The 20967-nt window shown below is 65.2% G+C and carries 21 protein-coding genes; 8 read left to right on the forward strand and 13 right to left on the reverse strand.

Features of this window, described 5'->3' with window-relative positions:
- Positions 1 to 36: 36 nt before the first annotated feature.
- The gene (gene purU, locus K9B35_RS07605) at positions 37 to 891 is read right to left on the reverse strand and encodes a formyltetrahydrofolate deformylase (protein WP_224921232.1); all 855 of its coding nucleotides are present in this window, start codon (positions 889 to 891) and stop codon (positions 37 to 39) included.
- Positions 888 to 1775, reverse strand: coding sequence for a methylenetetrahydrofolate reductase (locus tag K9B35_RS07610; protein ID WP_224921233.1), 888 nt, complete (start codon positions 1773 to 1775; stop codon positions 888 to 890). The genes purU and K9B35_RS07610 overlap by 4 nt, the downstream gene beginning before the upstream one ends.
- A gap of 116 nt (positions 1776 to 1891) precedes the next feature.
- Between K9B35_RS07610 and K9B35_RS07615 the strand changes: the two genes are divergently transcribed.
- Entirely contained in the window at positions 1892 to 2611 is a 720-nt protein-coding gene (locus K9B35_RS07615) for an alpha/beta fold hydrolase (protein WP_224921234.1), read from the forward strand.
- 19 nt (positions 2612 to 2630) lie between these two features.
- The gene (gene desA / locus K9B35_RS07620) at positions 2631 to 4022 is read left to right on the forward strand and encodes a syringate O-demethylase (protein WP_224921235.1); all 1392 of its coding nucleotides are present in this window, start codon (positions 2631 to 2633) and stop codon (positions 4020 to 4022) included.
- Between the two features lie 34 nt (positions 4023 to 4056).
- Here desA and K9B35_RS07625 read toward each other — a convergent pair whose 3' ends face one another.
- Genes K9B35_RS07625 through K9B35_RS07635 form a run of 3 tightly spaced genes read right to left on the reverse strand, consistent with a single transcriptional unit; the run spans position 4057 to position 6331 of the window.
- Positions 4057 to 4806 carry an IclR family transcriptional regulator gene (locus K9B35_RS07625; RefSeq protein WP_224921236.1) on the reverse strand — a complete coding sequence of 250 codons (750 nt, stop codon included), beginning with the start codon at positions 4804 to 4806 and terminating at the stop codon, positions 4057 to 4059.
- 14 nt (positions 4807 to 4820) lie between these two features.
- A complete protein-coding gene (locus K9B35_RS07630) occupies positions 4821 to 5210 on the reverse strand; it encodes a nuclear transport factor 2 family protein (RefSeq protein WP_224921237.1) in 390 nt (129 codons plus the stop codon).
- The gene (locus K9B35_RS07635) at positions 5207 to 6331 is read right to left on the reverse strand and encodes a cobalamin-independent methionine synthase II family protein (RefSeq protein ID WP_224921238.1); all 1125 of its coding nucleotides are present in this window, start codon (positions 6329 to 6331) and stop codon (positions 5207 to 5209) included. The genes K9B35_RS07630 and K9B35_RS07635 overlap by 4 nt, the downstream gene beginning before the upstream one ends.
- Before the next feature lie 193 nt (positions 6332 to 6524).
- Between K9B35_RS07635 and K9B35_RS07640 the strand changes: the two genes are divergently transcribed.
- Complete coding sequence (locus tag K9B35_RS07640; protein WP_224921239.1) at positions 6525 to 7448, forward strand: LysR family transcriptional regulator; 924 nt, start codon at positions 6525 to 6527, stop codon at positions 7446 to 7448.
- Positions 7449 to 7473: 25 nt separating this feature from the next.
- Here the strand turns inward: K9B35_RS07640 and paoC are convergent, their stop codons facing one another.
- The 6 genes from paoC to rtcR all read right to left on the reverse strand — a co-directional run bounded on the left by paoC (position 7474) and on the right by rtcR (position 13489).
- On the reverse strand, positions 7474 to 9672 hold the full coding sequence (gene paoC, locus K9B35_RS07645; protein ID WP_224921240.1) for an aldehyde oxidoreductase molybdenum-binding subunit PaoC: 2199 nt from the start codon (positions 9670 to 9672) through the stop codon (positions 7474 to 7476).
- 3 nt (positions 9673 to 9675) lie between these two features.
- Positions 9676 to 10626 (reverse strand): FAD binding domain-containing protein, encoded by a 951-nt coding sequence (locus K9B35_RS07650; RefSeq protein ID WP_224921241.1) that lies wholly within the window; start codon positions 10624 to 10626, stop codon positions 9676 to 9678.
- Positions 10623 to 11252: an aldehyde dehydrogenase iron-sulfur subunit PaoA gene (gene paoA / locus K9B35_RS07655; protein WP_224921242.1), complete on the reverse strand. Its 630-nt coding sequence runs from the start codon at positions 11250 to 11252 to the stop codon at positions 10623 to 10625. The genes K9B35_RS07650 and paoA overlap by 4 nt, the downstream gene beginning before the upstream one ends.
- A 146-nt stretch (positions 11253 to 11398) precedes the next feature.
- Positions 11399 to 11653 carry a hypothetical protein gene (locus tag K9B35_RS07660; protein WP_224921243.1) on the reverse strand — a complete coding sequence of 85 codons (255 nt, stop codon included), beginning with the start codon at positions 11651 to 11653 and terminating at the stop codon, positions 11399 to 11401.
- On the reverse strand, positions 11640 to 11915 hold the full coding sequence (locus tag K9B35_RS07665; protein ID WP_224921244.1) for a hypothetical protein: 276 nt from the start codon (positions 11913 to 11915) through the stop codon (positions 11640 to 11642). The genes K9B35_RS07660 and K9B35_RS07665 overlap by 14 nt, the downstream gene beginning before the upstream one ends.
- Positions 11891 to 13489 (reverse strand): RNA repair transcriptional activator RtcR, encoded by a 1599-nt coding sequence (gene rtcR, locus K9B35_RS07670; protein WP_224921245.1) that lies wholly within the window; start codon positions 13487 to 13489, stop codon positions 11891 to 11893. Before rtcR ends, K9B35_RS07665 begins: the two co-directional genes overlap by 25 nt.
- A 297-nt stretch (positions 13490 to 13786) precedes the next feature.
- On the opposite strand from rtcR, the gene K9B35_RS07675 reads away from it, so the two are divergent.
- From K9B35_RS07675 to rtcA, 5 genes are all read left to right on the forward strand, one after another.
- Complete coding sequence (locus tag K9B35_RS07675) at positions 13787 to 15337, forward strand: TROVE domain-containing protein (RefSeq protein WP_224921246.1); 1551 nt, start codon at positions 13787 to 13789, stop codon at positions 15335 to 15337.
- A gap of 636 nt (positions 15338 to 15973) precedes the next feature.
- Positions 15974 to 17200 (forward strand): RtcB family protein, encoded by a 1227-nt coding sequence (locus tag K9B35_RS07680; protein WP_224921247.1) that lies wholly within the window; start codon positions 15974 to 15976, stop codon positions 17198 to 17200.
- A gap of 35 nt (positions 17201 to 17235) precedes the next feature.
- Positions 17236 to 17670, forward strand: a complete 435-nt coding sequence (locus K9B35_RS07685) for a hypothetical protein (protein ID WP_224921248.1) — start codon at positions 17236 to 17238, stop codon at positions 17668 to 17670.
- Positions 17667 to 18461: a nucleotidyltransferase domain-containing protein gene (locus tag K9B35_RS07690; RefSeq protein WP_224921249.1), complete on the forward strand. Its 795-nt coding sequence runs from the start codon at positions 17667 to 17669 to the stop codon at positions 18459 to 18461. Before K9B35_RS07685 ends, K9B35_RS07690 begins: the two co-directional genes overlap by 4 nt.
- Positions 18458 to 19471 carry an RNA 3'-terminal phosphate cyclase gene (rtcA, locus tag K9B35_RS07695; RefSeq protein ID WP_224921250.1) on the forward strand — a complete coding sequence of 338 codons (1014 nt, stop codon included), beginning with the start codon at positions 18458 to 18460 and terminating at the stop codon, positions 19469 to 19471. Before K9B35_RS07690 ends, rtcA begins: the two co-directional genes overlap by 4 nt.
- Before the next feature lies 1 nt (position 19472).
- On the opposite strand, the gene K9B35_RS07700 is transcribed toward rtcA, so the two are convergent.
- Both K9B35_RS07700 and K9B35_RS20355 read right to left on the reverse strand, forming a co-directional pair.
- Positions 19473 to 19775 (reverse strand): hypothetical protein, encoded by a 303-nt coding sequence (locus K9B35_RS07700; protein ID WP_224921251.1) that lies wholly within the window; start codon positions 19773 to 19775, stop codon positions 19473 to 19475.
- A gap of 656 nt (positions 19776 to 20431) precedes the next feature.
- Positions 20432 to 20914, reverse strand: coding sequence for a hypothetical protein (locus K9B35_RS20355; RefSeq protein ID WP_412103458.1), 483 nt, complete (start codon positions 20912 to 20914; stop codon positions 20432 to 20434).
- Between the last annotated feature and the right edge of the window lie 53 nt (positions 20915 to 20967).

A 20967-nucleotide genomic window follows, 5' to 3' on the forward strand; every position in this document is an offset into this window, starting at 1 on the left:
GGGTTTCAACCTGAGGCTAGCTGGCCTCCGGGCTGATTACGCCTTGAACACCACCGTCCGTGCGCCGTTGAGCAGAACGCGGTCCTCGAGATGGTACCGGACTGCAGTCGCCAGCACGCGGCGTTCGATGTCGCGGCCCTTGCGCACCAGATCGTCGGGCGTGTCGGCGTGCGAGATGGCTTCGACGTCCTGATGGATGATCGGGCCTTCATCGAGGTCTTCGGTGACATAATGCGCGGTGGCGCCGATCATCTTGACCCCGCGCTGATACGCCTGGTGATAGGGCTTGGCGCCCTTGAAGCCGGGCAGGAAGCTGTGGTGGATGTTGATGCAGCGCCCGGACAGGAATGCGGACAGATCGTCGGACAGGATCTGCATGTAACGCGCGAGCACGATCAGCTCTGCGCCGGTTTCCTCGACGATCGCCTTGATCTGCGCCTCCTGCGCCGGCTTGGTGTCGGGCGTGATCGGGAGGTGGTGATAGGGGATGTCGCCGATCATCGACGTCGCGAGTGCGCTGCGCGGATGGTTCGAGACGATGCCGACGACATCCATCGTCAGCTCGCCGATGCGTTGGCGATAGAGCAGATCGCCGAGGCAATGGTCGAATTTGGAAACCAGCAACAGCACGCGGGTCGGGCGCGAATTGACGCGGAAGTTCCACTCCATGCCCCAGTCGGCGGCAAGGTCGGCAAAGCTGCCCTCGATCGCGGCGACCTCGCCCGCTGGCGCGTCGAACACAGTGCGCATGAAGAAGCCGCCGGTGATCGCGTCATTATATTGCTGCGATTCGACGATGTTGCAGCCCGACTGGGTGAGGAACCCGGCCACTGCCGCGACGATGCCTTGGCGGTCGGTGCAGTGGAGCGTGATGGTGCAGGTCTCGGTCATGCGCTCGGGTCCAGTCCTGTCGCTCGCGCATAGCCGTCGATCCAGTCGAGCGTGCGCGCGAGCCCGCCAAAGGGGTAGAAATGCAGTCGCACCGGCCCATGGTCGGGCGTCAGCGCGGCTTCCAATATTGCGACGAAGCGATCGGGGCCAGCGCTTCCGATCAGATTGCCGAGCGACAGCCCATATTTGCGCAGCACGGCGGTCGATGCCCCGACGCCACACAGCGCGGCAAAGCGCATCAGCGTCTTGATCCCGGCCGGTCCCGGCACGCCGAGCCGCACCGGCGCGTCGATCCCCCGGCGGCGCAACTCGCTGAGCCAGCGGACCACGGCATCGGCGTCGAAGCCGAACTGCGTGACGATCAGCGGGGCCATGCCGCGTCGCGCAATCTCATGGCATTTGCCGTCGAGCACCGCGAAACACTCGGCCTGCGTCATGTTGGGATGGCCATCGGGATGGCCGCCGACGCCGATCGCGCGGATGCCGCTGCGCTCGAATGTCCCGGTTGCGATCAGCGACGCGCTGTCCGCAAACGGCCCGGCGGGCGTGGACGGATCGCCCGCGACGACGAAGCAGCGTTGCACCCCGGCCTGTTCGACCACGGCGGCCAGATAATCCTCGAACTCTGCGCCCGACCCGATCCGCCGCGCGGAGAAATGCGGCATCGGCTCAAACCCCAGCGCGCGGATCGTCTGCGCGGCGCGCACCCGTGCGTCGAGGGTCTCGCCGGGCAGGAAGGCGATGGCGATCGGCGTTGCCGGCGGGATGCGCGGCGCGACTGTGCGCAGGGCATCGGCATCCTTGGCGGTGATCTCGATCGAATAGCCGTCGATCGCCGAAGTGGCGGGGCGGGACCAGTTGGGGTGGATGAGGGGAGGGGGCACCGGATTCCTCGTCCTGAGTGGAGCTTCGCCCTGCGATGTTTGCGGGCATTTGCCGTCTAGCGCGCGGACTCAAATTCGCATAGACGAATAATTCACGTATGCGGATTGAAACGGACTTGCGCGAAGACCTGCTGATCCTGCCGGGATTGATGTGCGACGCGGGCATGTTCGCGGCGACGCTGGCGGCGTTCCCGCATGCGCGCGCGATCGATGATCACTATGCCGGTGCGGACACGATCGGGGCGATGGCGGAGCATGTCCTTGCCTCAGTGCCGGGCCGCTTCGCGCTGATCGGGCATTCGATGGGCGCGCGGGTCGCGCTGGAGGTCGTCGCCCGCGCACCCGATCGCGTCACCCGGCTGATGATCGCCGACACCGGCGTGCATGGGGTGCGCGAGGGCGAGGCAGACAGCCGCCATGCGCTGCGAGACCTTGGCCGCCGCGAGGGGTTCGACCGGCTGGTCGATGCGTGGCTGCCGCCGATGGTCGGTGACGCTGCGCGCGCCGATGCGACGCTGATGGAGGCGCTACGGGCGATGTGCCTGCGCGCAGGGCAAGCGGTGTTCGAGGCGCAGACTCAGGCGCTGTTGCGCCGCCCCGATACCGACGCAGTACTCCGGGCGCTGGCCTGTCCTGTGTCGGTGGTGGTCGGTGCCGAGGATCAATGGTCCAGCGTCGCCCAGCATCAGGCGATCGCTGCGCGGATCGCGGGCGCCGCGCTCCATATCATTCCCGGTGCCGGCCATATGGCACCGGCCGAGAAGCCCGAAGATTTCAACACCCTGATCCGGGAATGGCTGGACGCACGCGTCCCCGCCACGCCCCTCACAACCTGACCTTAGGAGAGGCACGACCATGACCGACAAGACGCTTCAGAACCTGCTCGACGAACAGGCCAATATCGTCGACTTCCTGCGCAACCAGCAGGTTGGCCCTAATGCCTATCCGGGCGTTCCGGCGGAATATTCCAACTGGCGCGACGAACAGCTGTCGTGGGCGAACGCTGCCGTGCTGTTCAACCAGAGCTTCCACATGGTCGACCTGCTCGTGACTGGGCCGGACGCGTTCGAGATGCTGCACTATCTCGCGCCGAACAGCTTCAAGGGCTTCGTGCCGAACCGCGCCAAGCAGTTCGCGCCGGTCACCCCCGATGGCTATGTCATCGGCGACGTGATCCTGTTCTATCTTGAAGAGAACACGTTCGAGCTGGTCGGCCGCGCGCCGTCGATCGAGTGGGTCGAATTCCATGCCGCATCGGGCAAGTGGGACGTGAAGGTCGAGCGCGACGAGCGCACCGCCGCGCGCGCCGACAAGGACAATCGCCGCAACTATCGCTTCCAGCTTCAGGGCCCAAACGCGATGGCGGTGCTCGAAAAGGCGATGGGGACGACCCCGCCCGAGCTCAAATTCTTCCACATGGCCCCGGTCGAGATCGCCGGCGTCGAAGTGCGCGCGCTGCGTCACGGCATGGTCGGCCAGCCGGGCTATGAGCTGTTCGGTCCGTGGAAGGATTATGACGCGGTCCGCAACGCGCTGATCGAAGCGGGCAAGGATTTTGGCCTCACGCTATGCGGCGGGCGGACCTATGCGTCGAACACGCTGGAATCGGGCTGGATCCCCTCGCCGCTGCCCGCGATCTACACCGGCGACTCGCTCGCCGACTATCGTGCCTGGCTGTCGGCCAAATCCTATGAGGCGGGGGCGTCGGTCGGCGGCAGCTTCGTGTCGGAGAAGATCGAGGATTACTATCTGACGCCGTGGGACCTGGGATATGGGCACATGGTCAAGTTCGACCATGATTTCATCGGTCGCGAGGCGCTTGAGCGGATGAAGGATCAGCCGCATCGCCGCAAGGTGACGCTGGCGCTCGATACGCAGGATATGCTGCGCGTGATGAGCTCGATGCTGCAAAAGGGCGATCGCGCGAAGTTCCTAGACTTCCCGAGCGCGGTCTATGCGATGCACCCTTATGACGCGGTGCTCAAGGATGGCCGCCCGGTCGGCATCTCGACCTGGATCGGCTACACCGCCAATGAAGGCCGCTTCCTGACGCTGGCGATGGTCGACGCGGACGTCGCCGAGCCGGGTACCGAAGTGACGTTTGTCTGGGGCGAGCCCGATGGCGGCACGCGCAAGCCGACCGTCGAGCGGCACGTGCAGGTCGAGATCAAGGCGACCGTCGCCCCCGCGCCCTATTCGGAAGTCGCGCGCGATTCCTATGCCGAGGGCTGGCGCACGCGCGGGTGATGATTGTGCCGGGCAGGCCCAGTGGTCTGCCCGGCTACGCCCCTGCGTCGATCGCGGCGCAGGCGGCGGTTAGGCGTTCCATGATCTGTGTGCGCGCCTCCGCAGTATGGCGCAGCTTGGGCAGCGCCACCGCGAGCGCGCCCACGGCGACGCCATCGATCCGCACCACGCGGGCAATGCCGCAGACGCCCAGCGTATATTCCTCGTCGGTCAGCGCGAAGCCGGTGTCGCGCACCTCCGCGACCTGAGCGCGCAACGTCGCTTCGTCGGCGACGGTGCGGGGGGTGAAGAGGGGGCGGTCGGCTTGCGCGAAATAGCGCGCCAGCGTCGCCTCGTCGAAGCTCGACAGGATCGCCTTGCCCGCGGCCATGCAGTGCATCGGCGTGCGCGCGCCGACGCTGACCGAATAGCGCAGCGCCTGTTCGGCGGTCTCGGTCACGCGCGCCTCGATCTCCCAATCGGTCGCGGTGAAGAAGGACGTGGTTTCGTTGAGCGACCGGCGCAGCGCGCGCACCTGCGGCGCCACGCGGTCCTCGATCGACATTGCGCTGGCGGGCATGCGCAGCCGGTCCAGCCCCGCCCCGGCAAGGTAGCGGCGACCCTCGCGCCGCAGATAGGTCCGCTCGCACAGCGTCGCGAGCAGATAGGACAGGCTGCTGACCGGGATCTGCAGCGCGGCGGCAATGTCCTGCGCCGCCACGCCTGAAGGATTGCCGACGACATATTCGATGATGTCGAGCGTCCGCATCGCGGACTTGACCGTCGGCTGGGTGGGTTTGGTCATTCGGCTTCCGTTGTTCAGAAGATCAGACTACCCCGGCGCTCGGCAAATCGCCATCCGGCATCGGTGCGGATGAAGCGGTCGTGGAAGCTGCCGACCTTGGGTGGGCGGTCGCCGGAGAACAGCAGCATCGCGGATTCGCCGACCGCGTGCTCCGCATCGATCACGTCGATCACGACATTGGAGCAGATATGCCGCGTCGTGCGCGCAGGGCGGGCGAGGAACGCCGCCAGGATTGCCGCACGCCCTGCGATCCAGTCATCCGGGGCGGTCGGACGGCTCATCCGGCCATCCTCGGCATAAAGGTCGGCCAGCTCCGCCCAGCGCGCGGCATCGTTGAGATTGGCGTAGCGTGCGACCAGCTTGGCGCAGTCCGCCTCGATCGCGCGGGCGGCGTCCGGACTCACAGCCGCGCGTCCGCCAGATCCGCGCCCTCACGCAGCGCGCGCAGCTTCTTCCACGTCACATCCGGATCGATCTTGCCATAGCCGGCAAAGGTGCCGAAGCCGCAATCGGTGCTGGCGATCACCCGGTCCTTGCCGACGATCCGCGCGTAACGCTCGATCCGCTGGGCGATCAGCTCGGGATGCTCGACATAGTTGGAACAGGTGTCGATCAGCCCCGGCGCGAGCTTTTTGTCGTCGGGCAGCGCTGCGTCGCGCCATACGGTCCATTCATGCTCGTGACGCGGGTTCGCCGCCTCGAACAGGACCGTTGCCGGGCGTGCGGCGAGGACGATATCGATCACCTTGTCGAGCGCGATGTCGCAATCATGCGGCCCTTCATAATTGCCCCAGCAGACATGCATCCGCATCCGGTCGGCGGGAATGTTCGCGGTGGCGGCGTTGAGCGCTTCGACATTGGCGGCGGCGGTCGCCAGAAATTCGGCGTCGCTCTGGTCCTGAAATCCGGTGTGCCGCGACATGGCAAGGTCGGGGCAATCGAGCTGAAGGTCGAACCCGGCGGCGATAATCGCCTCATATTCCGGGCGCATCGCATCGACCAGATCGGCGAGATACGCCTCGTGCGAGGGGTAATGGCGGTTGACCTGAAATGCGGTGATCAGGCCGGGCGAGGCCGCGTTCATGAACCCGCGCACGCCACCGCCAGCCTGGTCGAGCGCGTGGCGGAAGCGGCGGATATCGTCGTGCAGCGGGTCGAGCGTGCGCAGCCGCACCGGGCCGATGCACGATGCGCGGGTAAATTCCTGCGACCCCATGATCGCCGACAGCTTGCGGGAAAGGTCGGGGTGGGCGGCGAGATCGGCGGCGGGGCGGCGGTCGATATGCCCGCCAAACCCCTCGAGCCGTTCGATCATATAAGTCGAATAGCCGACCTTCCCCAATTCACCGTCGCTGACGATGCTGACCCCGCACGCGACCTGCTGCGCCACCGCGGCATCGACCGCCGCCTGAACGCGCGTGTCGAACAGCGCCGCATCATAGGGCTCACCCTTGTCGCGGGCGAGCAGCAGCGGGGTCAGTTCGTCACCGCGCGGAAGGCTGCCCACATGCGTCGTCGCGATCATCCACCGTCTCCCTGATTGAGCGGCCGTGATGGCATTATTTCATGGATGTGCAAGCATCATACTTGCGAAATTGAACCGAGCGTCGCCGGTGACCGCGCTGGCGGCGATCGGTTCGCCCTCGGAATGCGTAGCCAAGCGGCATGACTCAGCATATCGATTGGTTCTGGCGAAAATTCACAAATGGAATTGATGCATGCGCCTCGATCATTTCGACCTCAACCTGTTGATTGCGTTCGATGTCCTGATTGAAGAGCGGAGCGTCACCCGCGCGGCGGAGCGACTCAACCTCACCCAATCGGCGATGAGCGCGGCGTTGAAGCGGCTGCGTGAATCCTTCGCCGATGACATTCTGGTCCAGCATGGCAAGCGGATGGTGCCGACCGCTGCGGCGCTGTCGCTCGCGCCCGACGTGTCCGCTGCGCTGCTCAACATGCGTGCGATCCTGGCGAGTGGGATGCGCTTCGATCCCGCCCAGTCGCAACGCACGTTCCGCATCGTCGCGTCGGATTACATCACCACCGTGCTGCTCGGCCCGGCGCTGCGGATGCTGCACAAGGAAGCGCCGCATATCCGGATCGAGATCACGCTGCCGCGATCGGACATTCTCGAACTGCTCGACGATGGCGAAATCGACCTGCTGATCTCGCCCGAACAGTTTCTGAGCCCCGATCATCCCCGCGAACTGCTGTTCGAGGAGCGGCATGTCGTGGTCGGGTGCGCGAGCAACCCGGCGATGCAGCGCCCGCTGGACGCGGAGACCTATTTCGCCAGCGGCCATGTCGCGACCAGCGTGTCGCGCGACGGCACCTTCATCGACAATTATCTGCGCGGGCAGGGCGAGCAGCGGCGGGTTGAGATCGTCTGTGCCGCATTCTCGCAGGTGCCGTGGATCCTGCCGGGCACCACGCGTCTCGCGCTGATGCACGAACGGCTGGCGCGCGAACTCGCCCCGCAACTGAATCTGGTCATTCAGGAGCCGCCGGTGCCCCTCCCGCTAATGCGCGAGATGATGCAGTTTCACAGCGCCCGCGCTATGGATCGCGGCCTCGCATGGCTGTGCGAGAGGCTGAAACGGGTGGTCAGCACCGGGGCCAACCACGCCATACAAGCGCGCTGACCCGGTTCACACCGCGCCGCTGCGCTCAGGCAATCGCTGGCAGCTTGTCGAGATATTTGTCGAGCGTCAGCGGGTACTCGCGCACGCGGATGCCGGTGGCGTTGTAGACGGCATTGGCAACCGCCGCGCCCGGCCCGCAGATACCGAGCTCGCCGACGCCCTTGGCCTTGAGCGGCCCGATCACCGGGTCGAGCGTGTCGAGGAACACGCAATTCTGATGCGGAATATCGGCATGGACCGGCACTTCATATCCGGCAAGGTCGTGGTTGATGAACAGGCCGAAGCGCTTGTCGACCGCCAACTCCTCCATCAGCGCGGCGCCCGCCGACATCACCATCGCGCCGATCACCTGGCTGCGTGCCGAGAGCGGGTTGAGGATGCGACCCGCGTCGCACACCGCGAGCATCCGGCGGATCCGCGTCTCGCCGGTATAGGCGTCGACCGCCACCTCCGCGAAGTGCCCGGCATAGGTGCCGACGTCATAGTCGCGCTTGAACGCGCCGTAGCTCATCTCGCCTTCCGCCGACATCGCGCCGACATCGCTCAGCGCGATGGTGCGGTTGCCGAGCTTGATCTTCCCATCCTCGAACACCGCGGCATCGCCATCGAAGCCGAGCTTCTCGCCGATCGCGCGGCGCAGCACGAGGCAGGCGGCATAGACGCCGGCGGTCGAACTCGCCGCCCCCCATTGTCCGCCCGATCCGGCAGCGGCGGGGAAGTCGGAATCGCCAAGCTCGACCGAAACCTGATCAAGCTGGACGCCCATCGTCTCCGCCGCGGTCTGTGCGATGATCGTGTAGCTGCCGGTGCCGATATCGGTCATGTCGGTCTGAACGGTAATGCGTCCGTCCGCGCCCAGCTTGATCCGCGCGGCCGACTTCATCGTGGGGGCACCGCGATAGCCAGCAGCGACGCCCATCCCGATCAGCCAGCGCCCCTCGCGCGTCACGCCCGGCTTGGCATTGCGCTTGCCCCAGCCGAAGCGGTCGGCGCCTTCGCGCAGGCAGCGGGTGAGGTGACGGTCGGAGAATTTGCGCTGCGGGTTGCTCGGCACCGTCTCCGGCTCGTTGCGGATGCGCAGTTCGACCGGGTCGATGCCGAGCTTTTCAGCGAGCTCGTCCATCGCGACTTCCAGCGCCATATGCCCGGGCGCTTCGCCCGGCGCGCGCATCGCATTGCCCTCGGGCAGGTCGAGCGTGGCGATATAGTTGGCGGTCAGGCGGTTGGCCCCGGCATAGAGCTTAGGCGTCTGCAGCGTGCCGTTCTCGCCATCCTCGCCATTCAGGTTACCGGACCAGTTTTCATGCGCGATCGCGGTGATGCGCCCGTCCTTCTCCGCACCGATGCGCAGCCGTTGGATGGTTGCATGGCGGTGGGTGGCGTTGTTCGCCATCAGCGGGCGTTGCATCGCGATCTTGACCGGTCGGCCGGCCGCCTTGGCCGCCAGCGCGGCGAGCACGGCGTCGGCGCGAACGAACAGCTTTCCGCCAAAGCCGCCGCCGACATAGGGCGAGTCGACCCGGATATTCTCGGCAGGGATGCCCAGAATCTGGCTCATCGACCGCTTTGCCCAGTTGATCATCTGGTTCGACGTCCAGATCGTCAGCCGGTCGCCCTCCCATGCCGCGATGGTCGCGAATGGCTCCATCATCGCATGGCTTTCATCGGCGGTGTGGTAGCGCGCGTCGAGCTTGACCGGGGCTGCCGCAAACGCCGTGTCGAAATCGCCCTGAGTCTTGCGGTCGGGCTTGTCGCCGCTGCCCTTGGCCAGCGGCGCGTCGGGTGCGGCCTTCTCCAGGTCGAATGCGCCCTCTGCCCGATCATAGCGGGTCTGGATCAATGCGGCGGCGGCGCGCGCCTGCTCGAACGTTTCGGCGACCACGCAGGCGATCGCCTGATGATAGTGCGAAATCTCGCTGCCGCCGAACAAGGGCGCATTGTTAAACTGCGGCTTGCCGACCGGCTTGGTCTCGGGCGCGGCGACGACGGCGATCACGCCCGGCGCGCTTTTGGCGGCGCTGGTGTCCATCGACGTAATGCGTCCCTTGGCGATCGCCGATCCGACGATGAAGCCATAGGCCTGGTTGGCGGCGACATCGTGGCGCTCGGCGGCATAGGGGGCGGTGCCAGTGGTCTTGAGCGGGCCGTCGATGCGCGGCGTCGACTTGCCGACGATCTTGGCCTTGTCGAACAGATTGGTCCCGGCCGGGGCGTTGAACTCCATGGGTCAGCTCCTCGCATCGGCAAGCACGCCCGCGAGCGTGCGCTCGGCGAGGGTGATCTTGAACTTGTTTTCTTCGGTCGGGCGGGCATCCGCAAAGGCGCGGGCAACGACCGCGCGCGCGCCCTTCGGCAACAGGCTTTCCGCTTCTTCCACCCGCCATGGCTTGGGCGCAACGCCGCCAAACGCGACGCGGCCGGTGCCGTCTTTCTGCAGCACCGCCGCCACCGATAGCAGCGCAAAGGCATAGGAGCTGCGGTCGCGGACCTTGTGATAGATGTGCTTGCCGCCAAGCGGTTTGGGTAACGTCACCGCCGTGATCAGTTCGCCCGGCTCAAGCGCGGTTTCGATATGCGGGGTGTCGCCCCACAAGCGGTGGAAGTCGGCGATCGGGATTGCGCGGGTCGTGCCGTCGGGCTTCACCGTTTCGACCACCGCGTCGAGCACGCGCAGTGCTACCGCCATGTCGCCGGGATAGGTGGCGATGCACGCGTCGGACGTGCCGATCACGCCCAATTGCCGCGAAAATCCGCCGATCGCCGCACAGCCGCTGCCGGGCTTGCGCTTGTTGCACGGCAGATTGGGGTCGTAGAAATAGGGGCAGCGGGTGCGCTGGAGCAGGTTGCCGCCGGTCGTCGCCTTGTTGCGCAGCTGGCCCGACGCGCCGGACACGATCGCGCGGGTCAGCACCGCATAGTCGCGCCGCACGCGCTTGTCGGCGGCGAGCGCGGTGTTGCGCACCATCGCCCCGACGCGCAGCCCGCCATCGTCGGTCGCCGCAATCGTGTCGAGGCCGAGATGGTTGACGTCGATCAGGTGCGTCGGAGCCTCGATCTCCAGCTTCATCAGGTCGAGCAAATTGGTGCCGCCCGCGATGAAGCGCGCACCCTGAATCCGCGACGCCATCGCCGCCGCTTCAGCGGGTGAGCTGGCGCGCGCATAGCTGAACGCCTTCATGCCTTGGCTCCTGCAACGTCCGCCATTGCCTCGGCGATGTTCGAATAGGCACCGCAGCGGCACAGATTGCCGCTCATCCGCTCGCGCATCTCGATGTTGGTGGCGCGGGGCTTGTCGGCCACGTCGTCCTGGACATGGCTCGGGATACCGCGCTTGATCTCGTCGAGCACCGCGACCGCCGAGCAGATCTGCCCCGGCGTGCAATAGCCGCACTGATAACCATCATGCTTGACGAAGGCAGCTTGCATTGGATGGAGTTTCTCGGGCGTTCCCAGCCCCTCGATCGTCGTCACCGCGTCGCCGTCATGCATCACCGCGAGCGTCAGGCAGCTGTTGATCCGCTCACCATTGACGATGACGGTGCACGCGCCGCACTGGCCATGGTCGCAGCCCTTTTTCGTGCCGGTCAGCTTGAGATGCTCGCGCAACGCGTCGAGCAGGGTGGTGCGGACATCGAGATCGAGTTCACGCGGCTTGCCATTGACGGTCAGAGTGACAGGCATCTTGCTCTCCACGGCCTGAGTGCGTGCCGCCGCCGCGGTGCGAACCTGGCTGGCGGCCACGCCAGCGGCTCCGGCGGCGAGAACACCACGCCGGGAAAGGTTGAGCAAGTCCCGCTCATTCATGGTTCGCAGCCCTCCGTTTCACGCCAATCCCCCGCCGTAACGTACCGAGCGGGAAATTGTTACCGGGCTTGCATAAGATGCTGTGGTGAGTGCCGCTCAGAGTTATCCCCGCGCGGTTCACCGCGGCATCGCTTCTGGCTGCAAGGTTAAAGGCCCAGCTTCTTCAGCTTTGCGTCGATCTGAGTAGATACTGGCGTCTCGCGGGCCACACGGGTAAGCCGCGTTCGCAACCGCGACGCCGCATTGCGATAGGCCTGCCACCGGGTACGCCGCGCCGTGCGGGTGGGGTAGGGCGCGGGTAGGTCAAGCTTCAGCTCTTCGGCGGCCAGCAGCGCCTCGATAATTTCCAGCGCGTCCCGAAGACCCTCGGCCCGCCCAGCTTTGAATTCAGAGCTTTCCATCGCGGGTTTCTAACCCGATCCGCCACATGACCAAAGGCGTCATTTCGGGTCGTCGATGCGCGTCGTCGAACCGGCCCAAGGGGGCGTTGGCGACGCGGGTGACAGCGACAAACAGATCAACGTCGCGCAGCGTTTCCGAAAAGAGGATCGGAGAAACCGTATCCAGCGGCACCGCCCGACCATCCGTGCCGACGCGGCGTAGCTGGTCGATCTCGGGATCCGGTGGCAGATAAGCGTTTAATTGGATTGAACCCTGGTCCAATCCAATCCGAACCGTGCGAGGTACTTTCGCAAACGATCGGCGTCGTTTGCGGAACTGCGGCGCGCGCGGGACGCCGCAAAGAGTGCACGGCCAGCTTCAGAGAGAGAGCGGCTGCGCCGGCAGACGCGCACGGTCTCTGCCAACTGCACGCGATCGAATGGGTCGATCGCGTCCAGCGCTTCGGGGTCCAGCAGATCCGTCAACGCGTCGGCATTGCCGCCGCTCTGCCCTGACCACAGACGTCTCAGCCGCTCGATTTCCGCATCGACACATTCGCTGTCGATGCGGCCCTTGGGGCTCAGCGTCGCCATTCGGGTAATGCTCGCGGCAAGGTCGCGGAAATTGCCGGGCCATTGCGCATCCGGTCCGGTCGCAAACGCGAGATAGCGCTGGCGCGCCTCGCGGTTGAAGCTGGCGCGGTCGCCTTCACGCTCCGCAAACCGGTCCAGCTCATAATCGAGATTGGGTTCGATATCCTCACGCCGATCGGCAAGTCCCGGCAGGCGAAAGGTCCACAGGTTGAGCCGCGCATAAAGGTCGTCGCGAAAGGCGCCCGCGCCTACCGCTTCGCCCAGGTCGCGGTTCGTCCCCGCAATCAGCTGGAACTCCGACGCCGCCTCCTTGTCCGCGCCGACGGGCAGGAAGCGCTTGTCCTCGATCGCGCGCAGGATCATCGCCTGTTCGTCCAGACCCAGCTCGCCGATCTCGTCGAGGAACAACATGCCCTTGTCGGCCGATCGCAACAGGCCCGGACGATCGGCGACCGCGCCGGTGAAGGCGCCCTTGCGATGGCCGAACAGCGCCGACATCGCGCCGTCCCCCTTGAGCGTGGCGCAGTTCACCTCGACAAACGGTCCGGCGACCTGGTGCTTGAGCCGCTTGAGTTCGTAGATGCGCCGCGCCAGTTGGCTCTTGCCCGCCCCGGTCGGCCCCATCAGCAGGATCGGCGCCTTGGATCGCAGCGCGACGCGCTCAATCTCGTCGATCATGCGGTTGAAGGCCGCGTTGCGCGTCTCGATCCCCGATTTGAGGAATGAGGCGCTTTCCGCGCTGACTGCGGCAAAGCGGGTCGCGATGCTGTCATAGCGCGACAGATCGAGGTCGATCACCGTCCAGCGCCCCGGGGCGCTGCCGCTCTCCAGCTTGGCCGCAGGCTGGGTCTGCAGCAATCGGCCCGGCAGATAACGCGCCTCGGTCAGCAGGAAGAGACAGATTTGCGCGACGTGCGTGCCGGTGGTGATGTGGATCAGATAATCCTCGGCCTCCGGATCGAACGGATAGCCGCGCACGAAATCGAGCAGCTTGCCGTACACCTCCTCGAAATCCCACGGGTCGGTGAACTCGATCCGCTGCGGCTCGACCCGCGTTTCGGGAGAGACCGACGCGATATCCTCCGCGACATAGTCGGCGAGGCGGCCATGCTTGCTGCTGTGGAGCAGCACGAAGCGGTCGACGCGCAGATCCTCATGCATCGTCAGCGCGACGGAGGGGCGCCACTTGCCCCAACGCGATGGCCCGAACTTGCTGGCATCGAGTGTGGAGCCGAGAAAGCCGATCACTACCAAAGGTTTCATGCTTATCCTGTAGGATAAGATACGATCCATTGCGATATGAATTTTCAGCAGCTGTGAGTGCTGCTTTTCGCCGATCGCTATCGATAGACAATTTTAATCAAAATATATCAATGTCTTAAACCATTCCGTGGCACCATGTCGCAAAACTGGCACGGCTCCTGCGAAGCTATCCGTGTCGAATGGAAGCGGTCGAACCTTCCAGCCGGCGCGCGGAACGCGGGGCGACCGGAATGGGCTGGTCGCCCCCGAGCAATTTCAATCGGGCGCAGATGGTGCTCGAAGCAAGGGAGTTGGACGATGGCTAACAAGGGACTGTTCGCTTCGGCGATCGCAAAGCTGCTTCCGGCACCCGACACGGTGAATCGGGAAGACGCGCCGGCCTATGCCTATGGGCCGGAAGCGCTGCTGGCGCAGCTTGCGGCAACCGGCACGATGGGTGACGCCTATTACGCATCCGCCGAAGCGCAGCTGAAGCAGATGCTCGATGCGCTTGCCGCGGTCGATCCGTTCTATGCGGCGCAGGTCGCGGTCTATGCCCGCAAGTCGGGGGCGATGAAGGACATGCCGGCGCTGATCGCCGCATGGCTGACGGTTGCCGATCCCGATCTGTCGGTCCGCGTCTTTGGTCGCGTGATCGACAATGGCCGGATGCTGCGCAACTTCGTGCAGATCCTGCGCTCGGGTCAGGTCGGGCGCACCTCCCTCGGATCGCGTCCGAAGCGGCTGGTCCAGCGCTGGCTGGAGCAGGCGTCGATGCGCGACCTGATGGCGGCCGCGACGGGCAATGCGCCTTCGCTCGCCGACATCGTGCGGATGGTGCACCCCAAGCCCGCGGATGCGGAACGGCGCGCATTTTATGGCTGGCTGATCGGCAAGCCCTATGATGTCGCCGCGCTGCCGGCCGAGATCGCCGCGTTCGAGACGTGGAAGCGCAATCCCCGGGGGATCGCGCTGCCGCCGGTGCCGTTCGAATGGCTCACCGCCTTTCCGCTGCGCGATGTGCAGTGGGGCGAGCTGGCGGGTCGGATGGGGTGGCAGGCGCTGCGGATCAACCTCAACGCGCTGGCGCGCAATGGCGCGTTTGGGGTGAAGGGGGTGACCGAAGCGGTTGCAACGCGGCTGGCCGATCCGGAGGCGCTGACCAAGGCGCGCGTGCTCCCCTATCAGTTGCTGATGGCGCTGAACGCGGTCGGGGAAGGCGTGCCGCTGAAGGTTCAGGGCGCGCTCGAGGATGCGCTGGAAGCGTCGCTGCGCAACGTGCCCGCGATCCGCGGCAACGTGGTCGTGTGCCCCGATGTATCGGGGTCGATGAGCTCGCCGGTCACCGGTGTCCGCAAGGGCGCCACGACCAAGGTGCGGTGCATCGACATCGCTGCTCTGGTCGCTTCGGCGATGCTGCGGACCAATGCGAAGGCCCGTGTGCTGCCGTTCGAGCAGCGCGTGGTTCGCCTGAACCTTGATCCGCGCGCCCGGCTCGCCGTCAACGCGGCAAAGCTGGCGGCGGTTGGCGGCGGCGGCACGAGCGTGTCGGCACCGCTGGCGCAGCTGGTGTCGGAAAACGCGGCGGTCGACCTGGTGGTGATCGTGTCGGACAATGAGTCGTGGGTGGACCAGAACCGCCTCGGCGCGACCGAGACGATGCGCCAGTGGGACAAGATCAAGCGGCGCAACCCGGGCGCAAAGCTCGTGTGCATCGACATCCAGCCCTACGGAACCACTCAGGCTTCCGGTCGGGCGGACATTCTCAATGTCGGGGGCTTCTCCGACGCGGTGTTCGACACCGTCGCACGCTTCGCCCGTGGCGAGACGCGCGACTGGGTCAGCATCGTCAAGCAGACGGAGGTTTGAACAAGGCCGTGGCGAATGCCGGTGGGACTACATCCAGGGACCGAAGCTGCGGGGACTCCCGCGTCGGTAAGGTCTCACCCCCCCCCTCGTCGCCACGGCCACGCAATTTTAGGGCGAATGCCGGTTGGACTACATGTGTCGCGGGTTCGAATCCCGCCCCGCGCAAGCGGGTAGCTCAGCGGTAGAGCAAGTCCGCCACCCCTCGTCGCCCGGACGAACATCACGGCGAATGCCGACCGGACTACATGGAACTGCTAATCCCGAGGTCGCGGGTTCGAATCCCGCCGGGTCCACCATTGGGGGCCCGTAGCTCAGCGGCAGAGCGCGTAACCGTCCGGTCACCCTTCGTCGCCGTGACCATCACTGAAGCTGGCGAATGCCGGCGGGACTACATCGGTAAAGGCCTTCGGGCTGAGGGGTTCGAATCCCCGCCGGGCTTCGGCCCGGATGTCTCGCCACCCTCGTCGCCAGTACCCACGCAACGCCGGCGAATGCCGGTGAGACTACAGGGTCAGAGCACCCGCTGAACGGCGGGAGGTCGTCGGTTCAAGTCCGCCCCGGCGCAAGCCGAGTAGCTCAGGAAAACGTCTCGCCAATGCTCGTCGCCGGCACCATGATTGCAAGCAGGAGGTCACCATGACCCAGAGTTTCGAATACAGCCACGTCGAAGGCGGCGTGCCGATCAAGAGCTGGACCCGCGGCGTGCCGGTCGATGACAAGGCGCGTGAGCAGCTGGCGCGCGCGGCGAAGATGCCGTTCATCTTCAAGCATGTCGCGGCAATGCCCGACGTGCATGTCGGCATCGGCGCCACGGTGGGATCGGTGATCCCGACCAAGGGCGCGGTGATTCCGGCGGCGGTCGGCGTCGATATCGGCTGTGGCATGATGGCGGCGCGCACCTCGTTGATGGCGCATGACTTGCCCGACAATCTGGAGGGCATCCGCGCGGCGATCGAGCGTGCGGTTCCGCACGGCCGCACGTCCGGGCGCGGCGGGCGCGGCGACAAGGGCGCGTGGGGCGAACCCCAGGCGCATATCGTCGAGGCCTGGTCGACGCTCGCGGCGCGGTTCAAGCGGATCACCGACAAATATCCGCGGCTCGAGAAGACGAACAACCTCGTCCATCTCGGCACGCTCGGCACCGGCAACCACTTTATCGAGCTGTGCCTCGACCAGGAGGCGCGGGTGTGGGTGATGCTGCATTCGGGGTCGCGCGGCGTGGGCAATGCCATCGGCACCTTCTTCATCGAACTGGCGAAGCAGGACATGCGCAAATGGCACATCAACCTGCCCGATGAGGACCTCGCCTATTTCCCGGAAGGGACCGATCATTTCGACGATTATGTCGAAGCGGTGGGCTGGGCGCAGGACTTTGCGGCGCTGAACCGGCGCGTGATGATGGCGAACGTGATCGCGGCGCTGCGGCTCCAGATCGCCAAGCCGTTCGACGCGGAGATGGAGGCGGTCAACTGCCACCATAACTACGTTCAGCGCGAGAACCACTTCGGTGAGAATGTGCTCGTGACCCGCAAGGGTGCGGTGCGTGCCGCGAAGGGCGTGATGGGGATCATCCCGGGGTCAATGGGCGCGAAATCGTTCATCGTCCGCGGCCTTGGCAATGCCGAGAGCTTCGACAGCTGTTCGCACGGTGCGGGGCGCGTGATGTCGCGCACCGAGGCGAAGAAGCTGGTGAGCCTCGACGAGCATATCGCCGACACGATGGGCGTGGAGTGCCGCAAGGACGAAGGCGTGATCGACGAAACGCCGCGCGCCTACAAGCCGATCGAAGCCGTGATGGCCGCCCAGGCCGATCTGGTGGAGATCGTCCACACGCTGAAGCAGGTGGTGTGCGTCAAAGGTTAGCTTTTGGCGGACACCACCAAGCCCCCGGTGAACCGATGACCTTGCATGCGCTCTACTGCAATCGCTGTCGTATTCGTCTGAGCGCGCCGCTGGAGATCCGCCCAGCTGTTGAGGCAGATATCATGCGCGGATTGTCGAAGGATGGGCGGGACATCGCGATTAAGGGTGTGGCCTACAGATCGGTGCAGCCCGTGCCGCACGGTTGGATGCAGGGCGAGCACTTGAATTTCTCGCCGCAATTCTGGCTGAACCCGGACGACCGGACAGAAAGAGTCGCCGATATTCAGGATGCCAGTCGCCTGACCGGTTGTTGCGGAACGGCCGGGTTTCATGGCCGAAACCAGATATGCCGCTGCAAAGCAGAAATCGGCACGCTGCATGAGGACTGCATCGGGCCGCGCTTTTTCATTCCCGAACCCGGCACAACCACGATGCGGGCCGATACGAGCGACTATTGGAATTACGAATGACTGACCTGAACACCGCCATCCCCTCCGCCATCCGGCAGGAGATCGAACGCCGCCTGTCAGCGATCGAGGCGGAGGAGGGCGTGCGCGTGCTGATGGCGGTCGAGTCGGGGTCGCGCGCGTGGGGCTTTCCCTCGCCTGACAGCGATTACGATGTCCGCTTCATCTATGTCCGGCCGCGCGATTGGTATCTGTCGCTATCGCCGGGCCGCGATGTGATCGAGCGGCCGATCGTCGATGAGATCGACCTCAACGGCTGGGACATCCGCAAGGCATTCGGTCTGCTGCTCAAGTCGAATGCGGTGGTTAGCGAGTGGATCGAATCGCCGATCCGCTATCGCCCCGACGATCCGTTCGTGGCGCGGTTCACGGCGCTCGCGGACGCGATGCTCGATGCGCGTGCACTCGCGCATCATTATGCGCGGCTCGGGCGGACCGCGGCGGATCGCTGGCTCGACGATGGCGGCGATGTGCCGGTGAAGAAATATTTCTATGCGCTGCGCCCGGCGCTCGCGATCCGCGTGCTGCGCCTGCATCCCGACCGGCGTCCGCCGATGAACCTGCAGGTACTGGTCGCGCTGGCGGATCTGCCGGCCGAGACCGAGGCGGCGATCAACGATCTGGTCGCGGCCAAGGCGCGGACCAACGAGCGCAGCAACGGTACCCGCGTGCCGCTGCTCGACGCGCTGATCGCCGACGAACTCAGCCGCGCCGCCGAACTCGCGGTGCGTGCGCCCTCTCAGCAATGGGCTGCGCGCGCCAATGACCTTTTTCTGGAACTGGTAAATCAATGATCATCATCGACGGATCGGAAGGCGAAGGCGGGGGGCAGGTGGTGCGCAATGCGTGCGCGCTGTCGCTGATCACCGGCCAGCCCTTCCGCATCATCAACGCGCGCGGCAAGCGTTCCAAGCCGGGGCTGATGCGCCAGCACGTCACTGCGGTCGAGGCCGCGTGCGCGCTGGGCAACGCCACGTGCGAGGGCCTCGCGGTCGGCGCGTCCGAGATCGCCTTCACGCCGGGCAAGGTGGTGCCGGGCGAATATCGCTTTGCGGTCGGCACGGCGGGCAGCACGGGCCTCGTCCTCCAGACGTTGCTGATGCCGCTCGTCCTCGCCGATGCGCCCTCGCGCCTGGTCCTTGAAGGCGGCACGCACAACATGCTCGCTCCGCCGTTCGAGTTCATCGCGAAGACGTTCCTGCCGATCATCAACCGCATGGGACCGACCGTCGAGGCGCGACTGATCCGCCACGGCTTCTATCCGCGCGGCGGCGGGCGGATCGAGGTGGACATCACCCCGGCGCCGCTTGCGCCGATCGAATGCGTGGATCGCGGCGCGTTGCGCGAACGCAGCGTGACCGCGCTGTTCGCCGCGCTGCCGTTCGAAATCGCCGATCGCGAGATCGCCGCGGCGCGCAAGGCGCTGGACTGGCCGGAGGAGAGCTTTGCCGTGCGCGAGCTTCCCGAGGAACAGGGACCGGGCAACATCGTGCTGATCGAGGCGGCGTTCGACCACGTAACGGAGGTCGTCAGCGGCTTTGGCCAGCTCGGCGTCCCGGCCGAACGCGTGGCGAAGATGGCGGCGGGGCGCATGGCCGGATATCTGGCGTCGAACGCCTTTGCCGGACCGTATCTGCAGGACCAGCTGTTGCTGCCGTTCGCGCTTGCCGGCGGCGGGGCGTTCACCACCGTCAAGCCAAGCCAGCACAGCCTGACCGCGCGCGACGTGATCGAACGCTTCATCGGGCGACACGGCGTGTTTCGCGACCAGCCGGACGGGACACATCGCGTGGAGTGGCGCTAACTCAGCATGGTCGGTGCGTGGGCGTGGCGAATTCGCGGTCATCATCGACCGTCCCAGTTGGGGCGCCGGGCAGGCGGCGCCCGTAAAACCCAAGAAGAACAAGAACCACTTCAGTCAAATCGGTCTCAAGCAGCACGCCTGGGAACAGGCGGCCTGAACAACGGCGCTCGACGAGAATCTTGCGCCACTCGTCCGCTTCATTCGGCGAAGGGTGAATTGTGCCCAGCCAGACCATCGACGGAATCTTGCGCGCGCCAGCGGTCGAGGTCGCCGGCGAGCAACTCGCGCGCGTCAGCCATGGCATGGCGCTGGAGAACGAGGCTGTCCCAAGCTGACCAAGAGGCTGAACGCCACCGGCGGGCCAGAAGCTACCACGCGGGCCACCCGCGCGGCTCTGGGACGCACGGATACGACGTGGGGGGCGCTTCAACCCGGTCGCTGCAATGGCCAAGACATTGTTCCGCTGCTGGCTTTTGCGCCCTGCTAGAGTCCGGTCCAGAACCGTCTTGCCCGTCGCGCCATGCACGCCGTCGGGAGTCGGCAAAATCTAGCCCCAGAAATTCCCCTGATTGGACGCGAATGATTGCGGACGTGCCGGGACCCTGATCGGGAAAAAGTCTAGGTTTTCCGGGGTTTTAGCCCATTCGCGCGACATGCTGCGAATGGGTGGCTGGTGCCCAGAAGAGAACTAAATAATTTCTGGCAATAGCTTATGGTGAAAATCAAACACAAAAAATCTTCAAATCACATGCCACCAAAAATAACGACTCAAACCCTTCGCTTGTTCGGTTCGAGTCCCAATTCCTTCAAACCTTTCTATTTCCGACAATGAAACTTATAGGGATATTTGTGGCGAATGTCCACGGCTGTCCTTTCGATTCCGCACGTGATTGTTTTTGGATTTTGTACTGAGCATGTTCCGCTCGGAACCTTGCGGGATCGGCGAGTGGCTTCTGCCGTCTAACCGGTCGCCATTCGCCGAAGCACATCGAGTTGGGCAGGGTCCTTTCCAGACCCATGCAGAGCCTCCATCTGTTCGAGATACGTGCCAAGCATGTCGGGCCGTACGGCAATCGAGAGCTCGCCCGTACTTTTGGCGAAGACGCCTAGGCCGTCACGAGCGGCATCTTCCAAGGCTGGAAGATCCGTTTGAAGCGACGGAGACTTTCCAAAGATACCGGCGTGATAGGAATGATCAAAAGCAGCAAAGACTTCCGTTTCGGCCGACCCGCCGAAAATGAGGGTACGTGTCGTTGCGCTCGCTTGGAAGGCATTACCGATTCCCGTCGGCTGGATTCGCCGCTCGAGCGGCCGCGACGCGCTGCGTCCCCCTAGGATCAACTTCCAAATGTGAACCCAAGCGTCAACCGTAACGGCGGCATCATCATTCCTGAAAAGGCTTACCCTCGCCGGGTGGCCATAGTCGAGCCACGCACCTGCCAGCCCGAGAGGTGGAGGGCATCCGCCACGCGCGCGAGCAACTCCTCCTTCTCTGG

The organism is Sphingomonas sp. R647 (genome assembly GCF_020177055.1).
Taxonomy (GTDB): Bacteria; Pseudomonadota; Alphaproteobacteria; order Sphingomonadales; family Sphingomonadaceae; genus Sphingomonas.

Coding starts and splice junctions, on each gene's coding strand:
- purU (WP_224921232.1), bottom strand. CDS start 891: ATGACCGAGACCTGCACCATCACGCTCCACTGCACCGACCGCCAAGGC.
- desA (WP_224921235.1), top strand. CDS start 2,631: ATGACCGACAAGACGCTTCAGAACCTGCTCGACGAACAGGCCAATATC.
- K9B35_RS07625 (WP_224921236.1), bottom strand. CDS start 4,806: ATGACCAAACCCACCCAGCCGACGGTCAAGTCCGCGATGCGGACGCTC.
- K9B35_RS07635 (WP_224921238.1), bottom strand. CDS start 6,331: ATGATCGCGACGACGCATGTGGGCAGCCTTCCGCGCGGTGACGAACTG.
- K9B35_RS07640 (WP_224921239.1), top strand. CDS start 6,525: ATGCGCCTCGATCATTTCGACCTCAACCTGTTGATTGCGTTCGATGTC.
- paoC (WP_224921240.1), bottom strand. CDS start 9,672: ATGGAGTTCAACGCCCCGGCCGGGACCAATCTGTTCGACAAGGCCAAG.
- K9B35_RS07650 (WP_224921241.1), bottom strand. CDS start 10,626: ATGAAGGCGTTCAGCTATGCGCGCGCCAGCTCACCCGCTGAAGCGGCG.
- paoA (WP_224921242.1), bottom strand. CDS start 11,252: ATGAATGAGCGGGACTTGCTCAACCTTTCCCGGCGTGGTGTTCTCGCC.
- K9B35_RS07660 (WP_224921243.1), bottom strand. CDS start 11,653: ATGGAAAGCTCTGAATTCAAAGCTGGGCGGGCCGAGGGTCTTCGGGAC.
- rtcR (WP_224921245.1), bottom strand. CDS start 13,489: ATGAAACCTTTGGTAGTGATCGGCTTTCTCGGCTCCACACTCGATGCC.
- K9B35_RS07675 (WP_224921246.1), top strand. CDS start 13,787: ATGGCTAACAAGGGACTGTTCGCTTCGGCGATCGCAAAGCTGCTTCCG.
- K9B35_RS07680 (WP_224921247.1), top strand. CDS start 15,974: ATGACCCAGAGTTTCGAATACAGCCACGTCGAAGGCGGCGTGCCGATC.
- K9B35_RS07685 (WP_224921248.1), top strand. CDS start 17,236: ATGACCTTGCATGCGCTCTACTGCAATCGCTGTCGTATTCGTCTGAGC.
- K9B35_RS07690 (WP_224921249.1), top strand. CDS start 17,667: ATGACTGACCTGAACACCGCCATCCCCTCCGCCATCCGGCAGGAGATC.
- rtcA (WP_224921250.1), top strand. CDS start 18,458: ATGATCATCATCGACGGATCGGAAGGCGAAGGCGGGGGGCAGGTGGTG.
- K9B35_RS07700 (WP_224921251.1), bottom strand. CDS start 19,775: ATGCCATGGCTGACGCGCGCGAGTTGCTCGCCGGCGACCTCGACCGCT.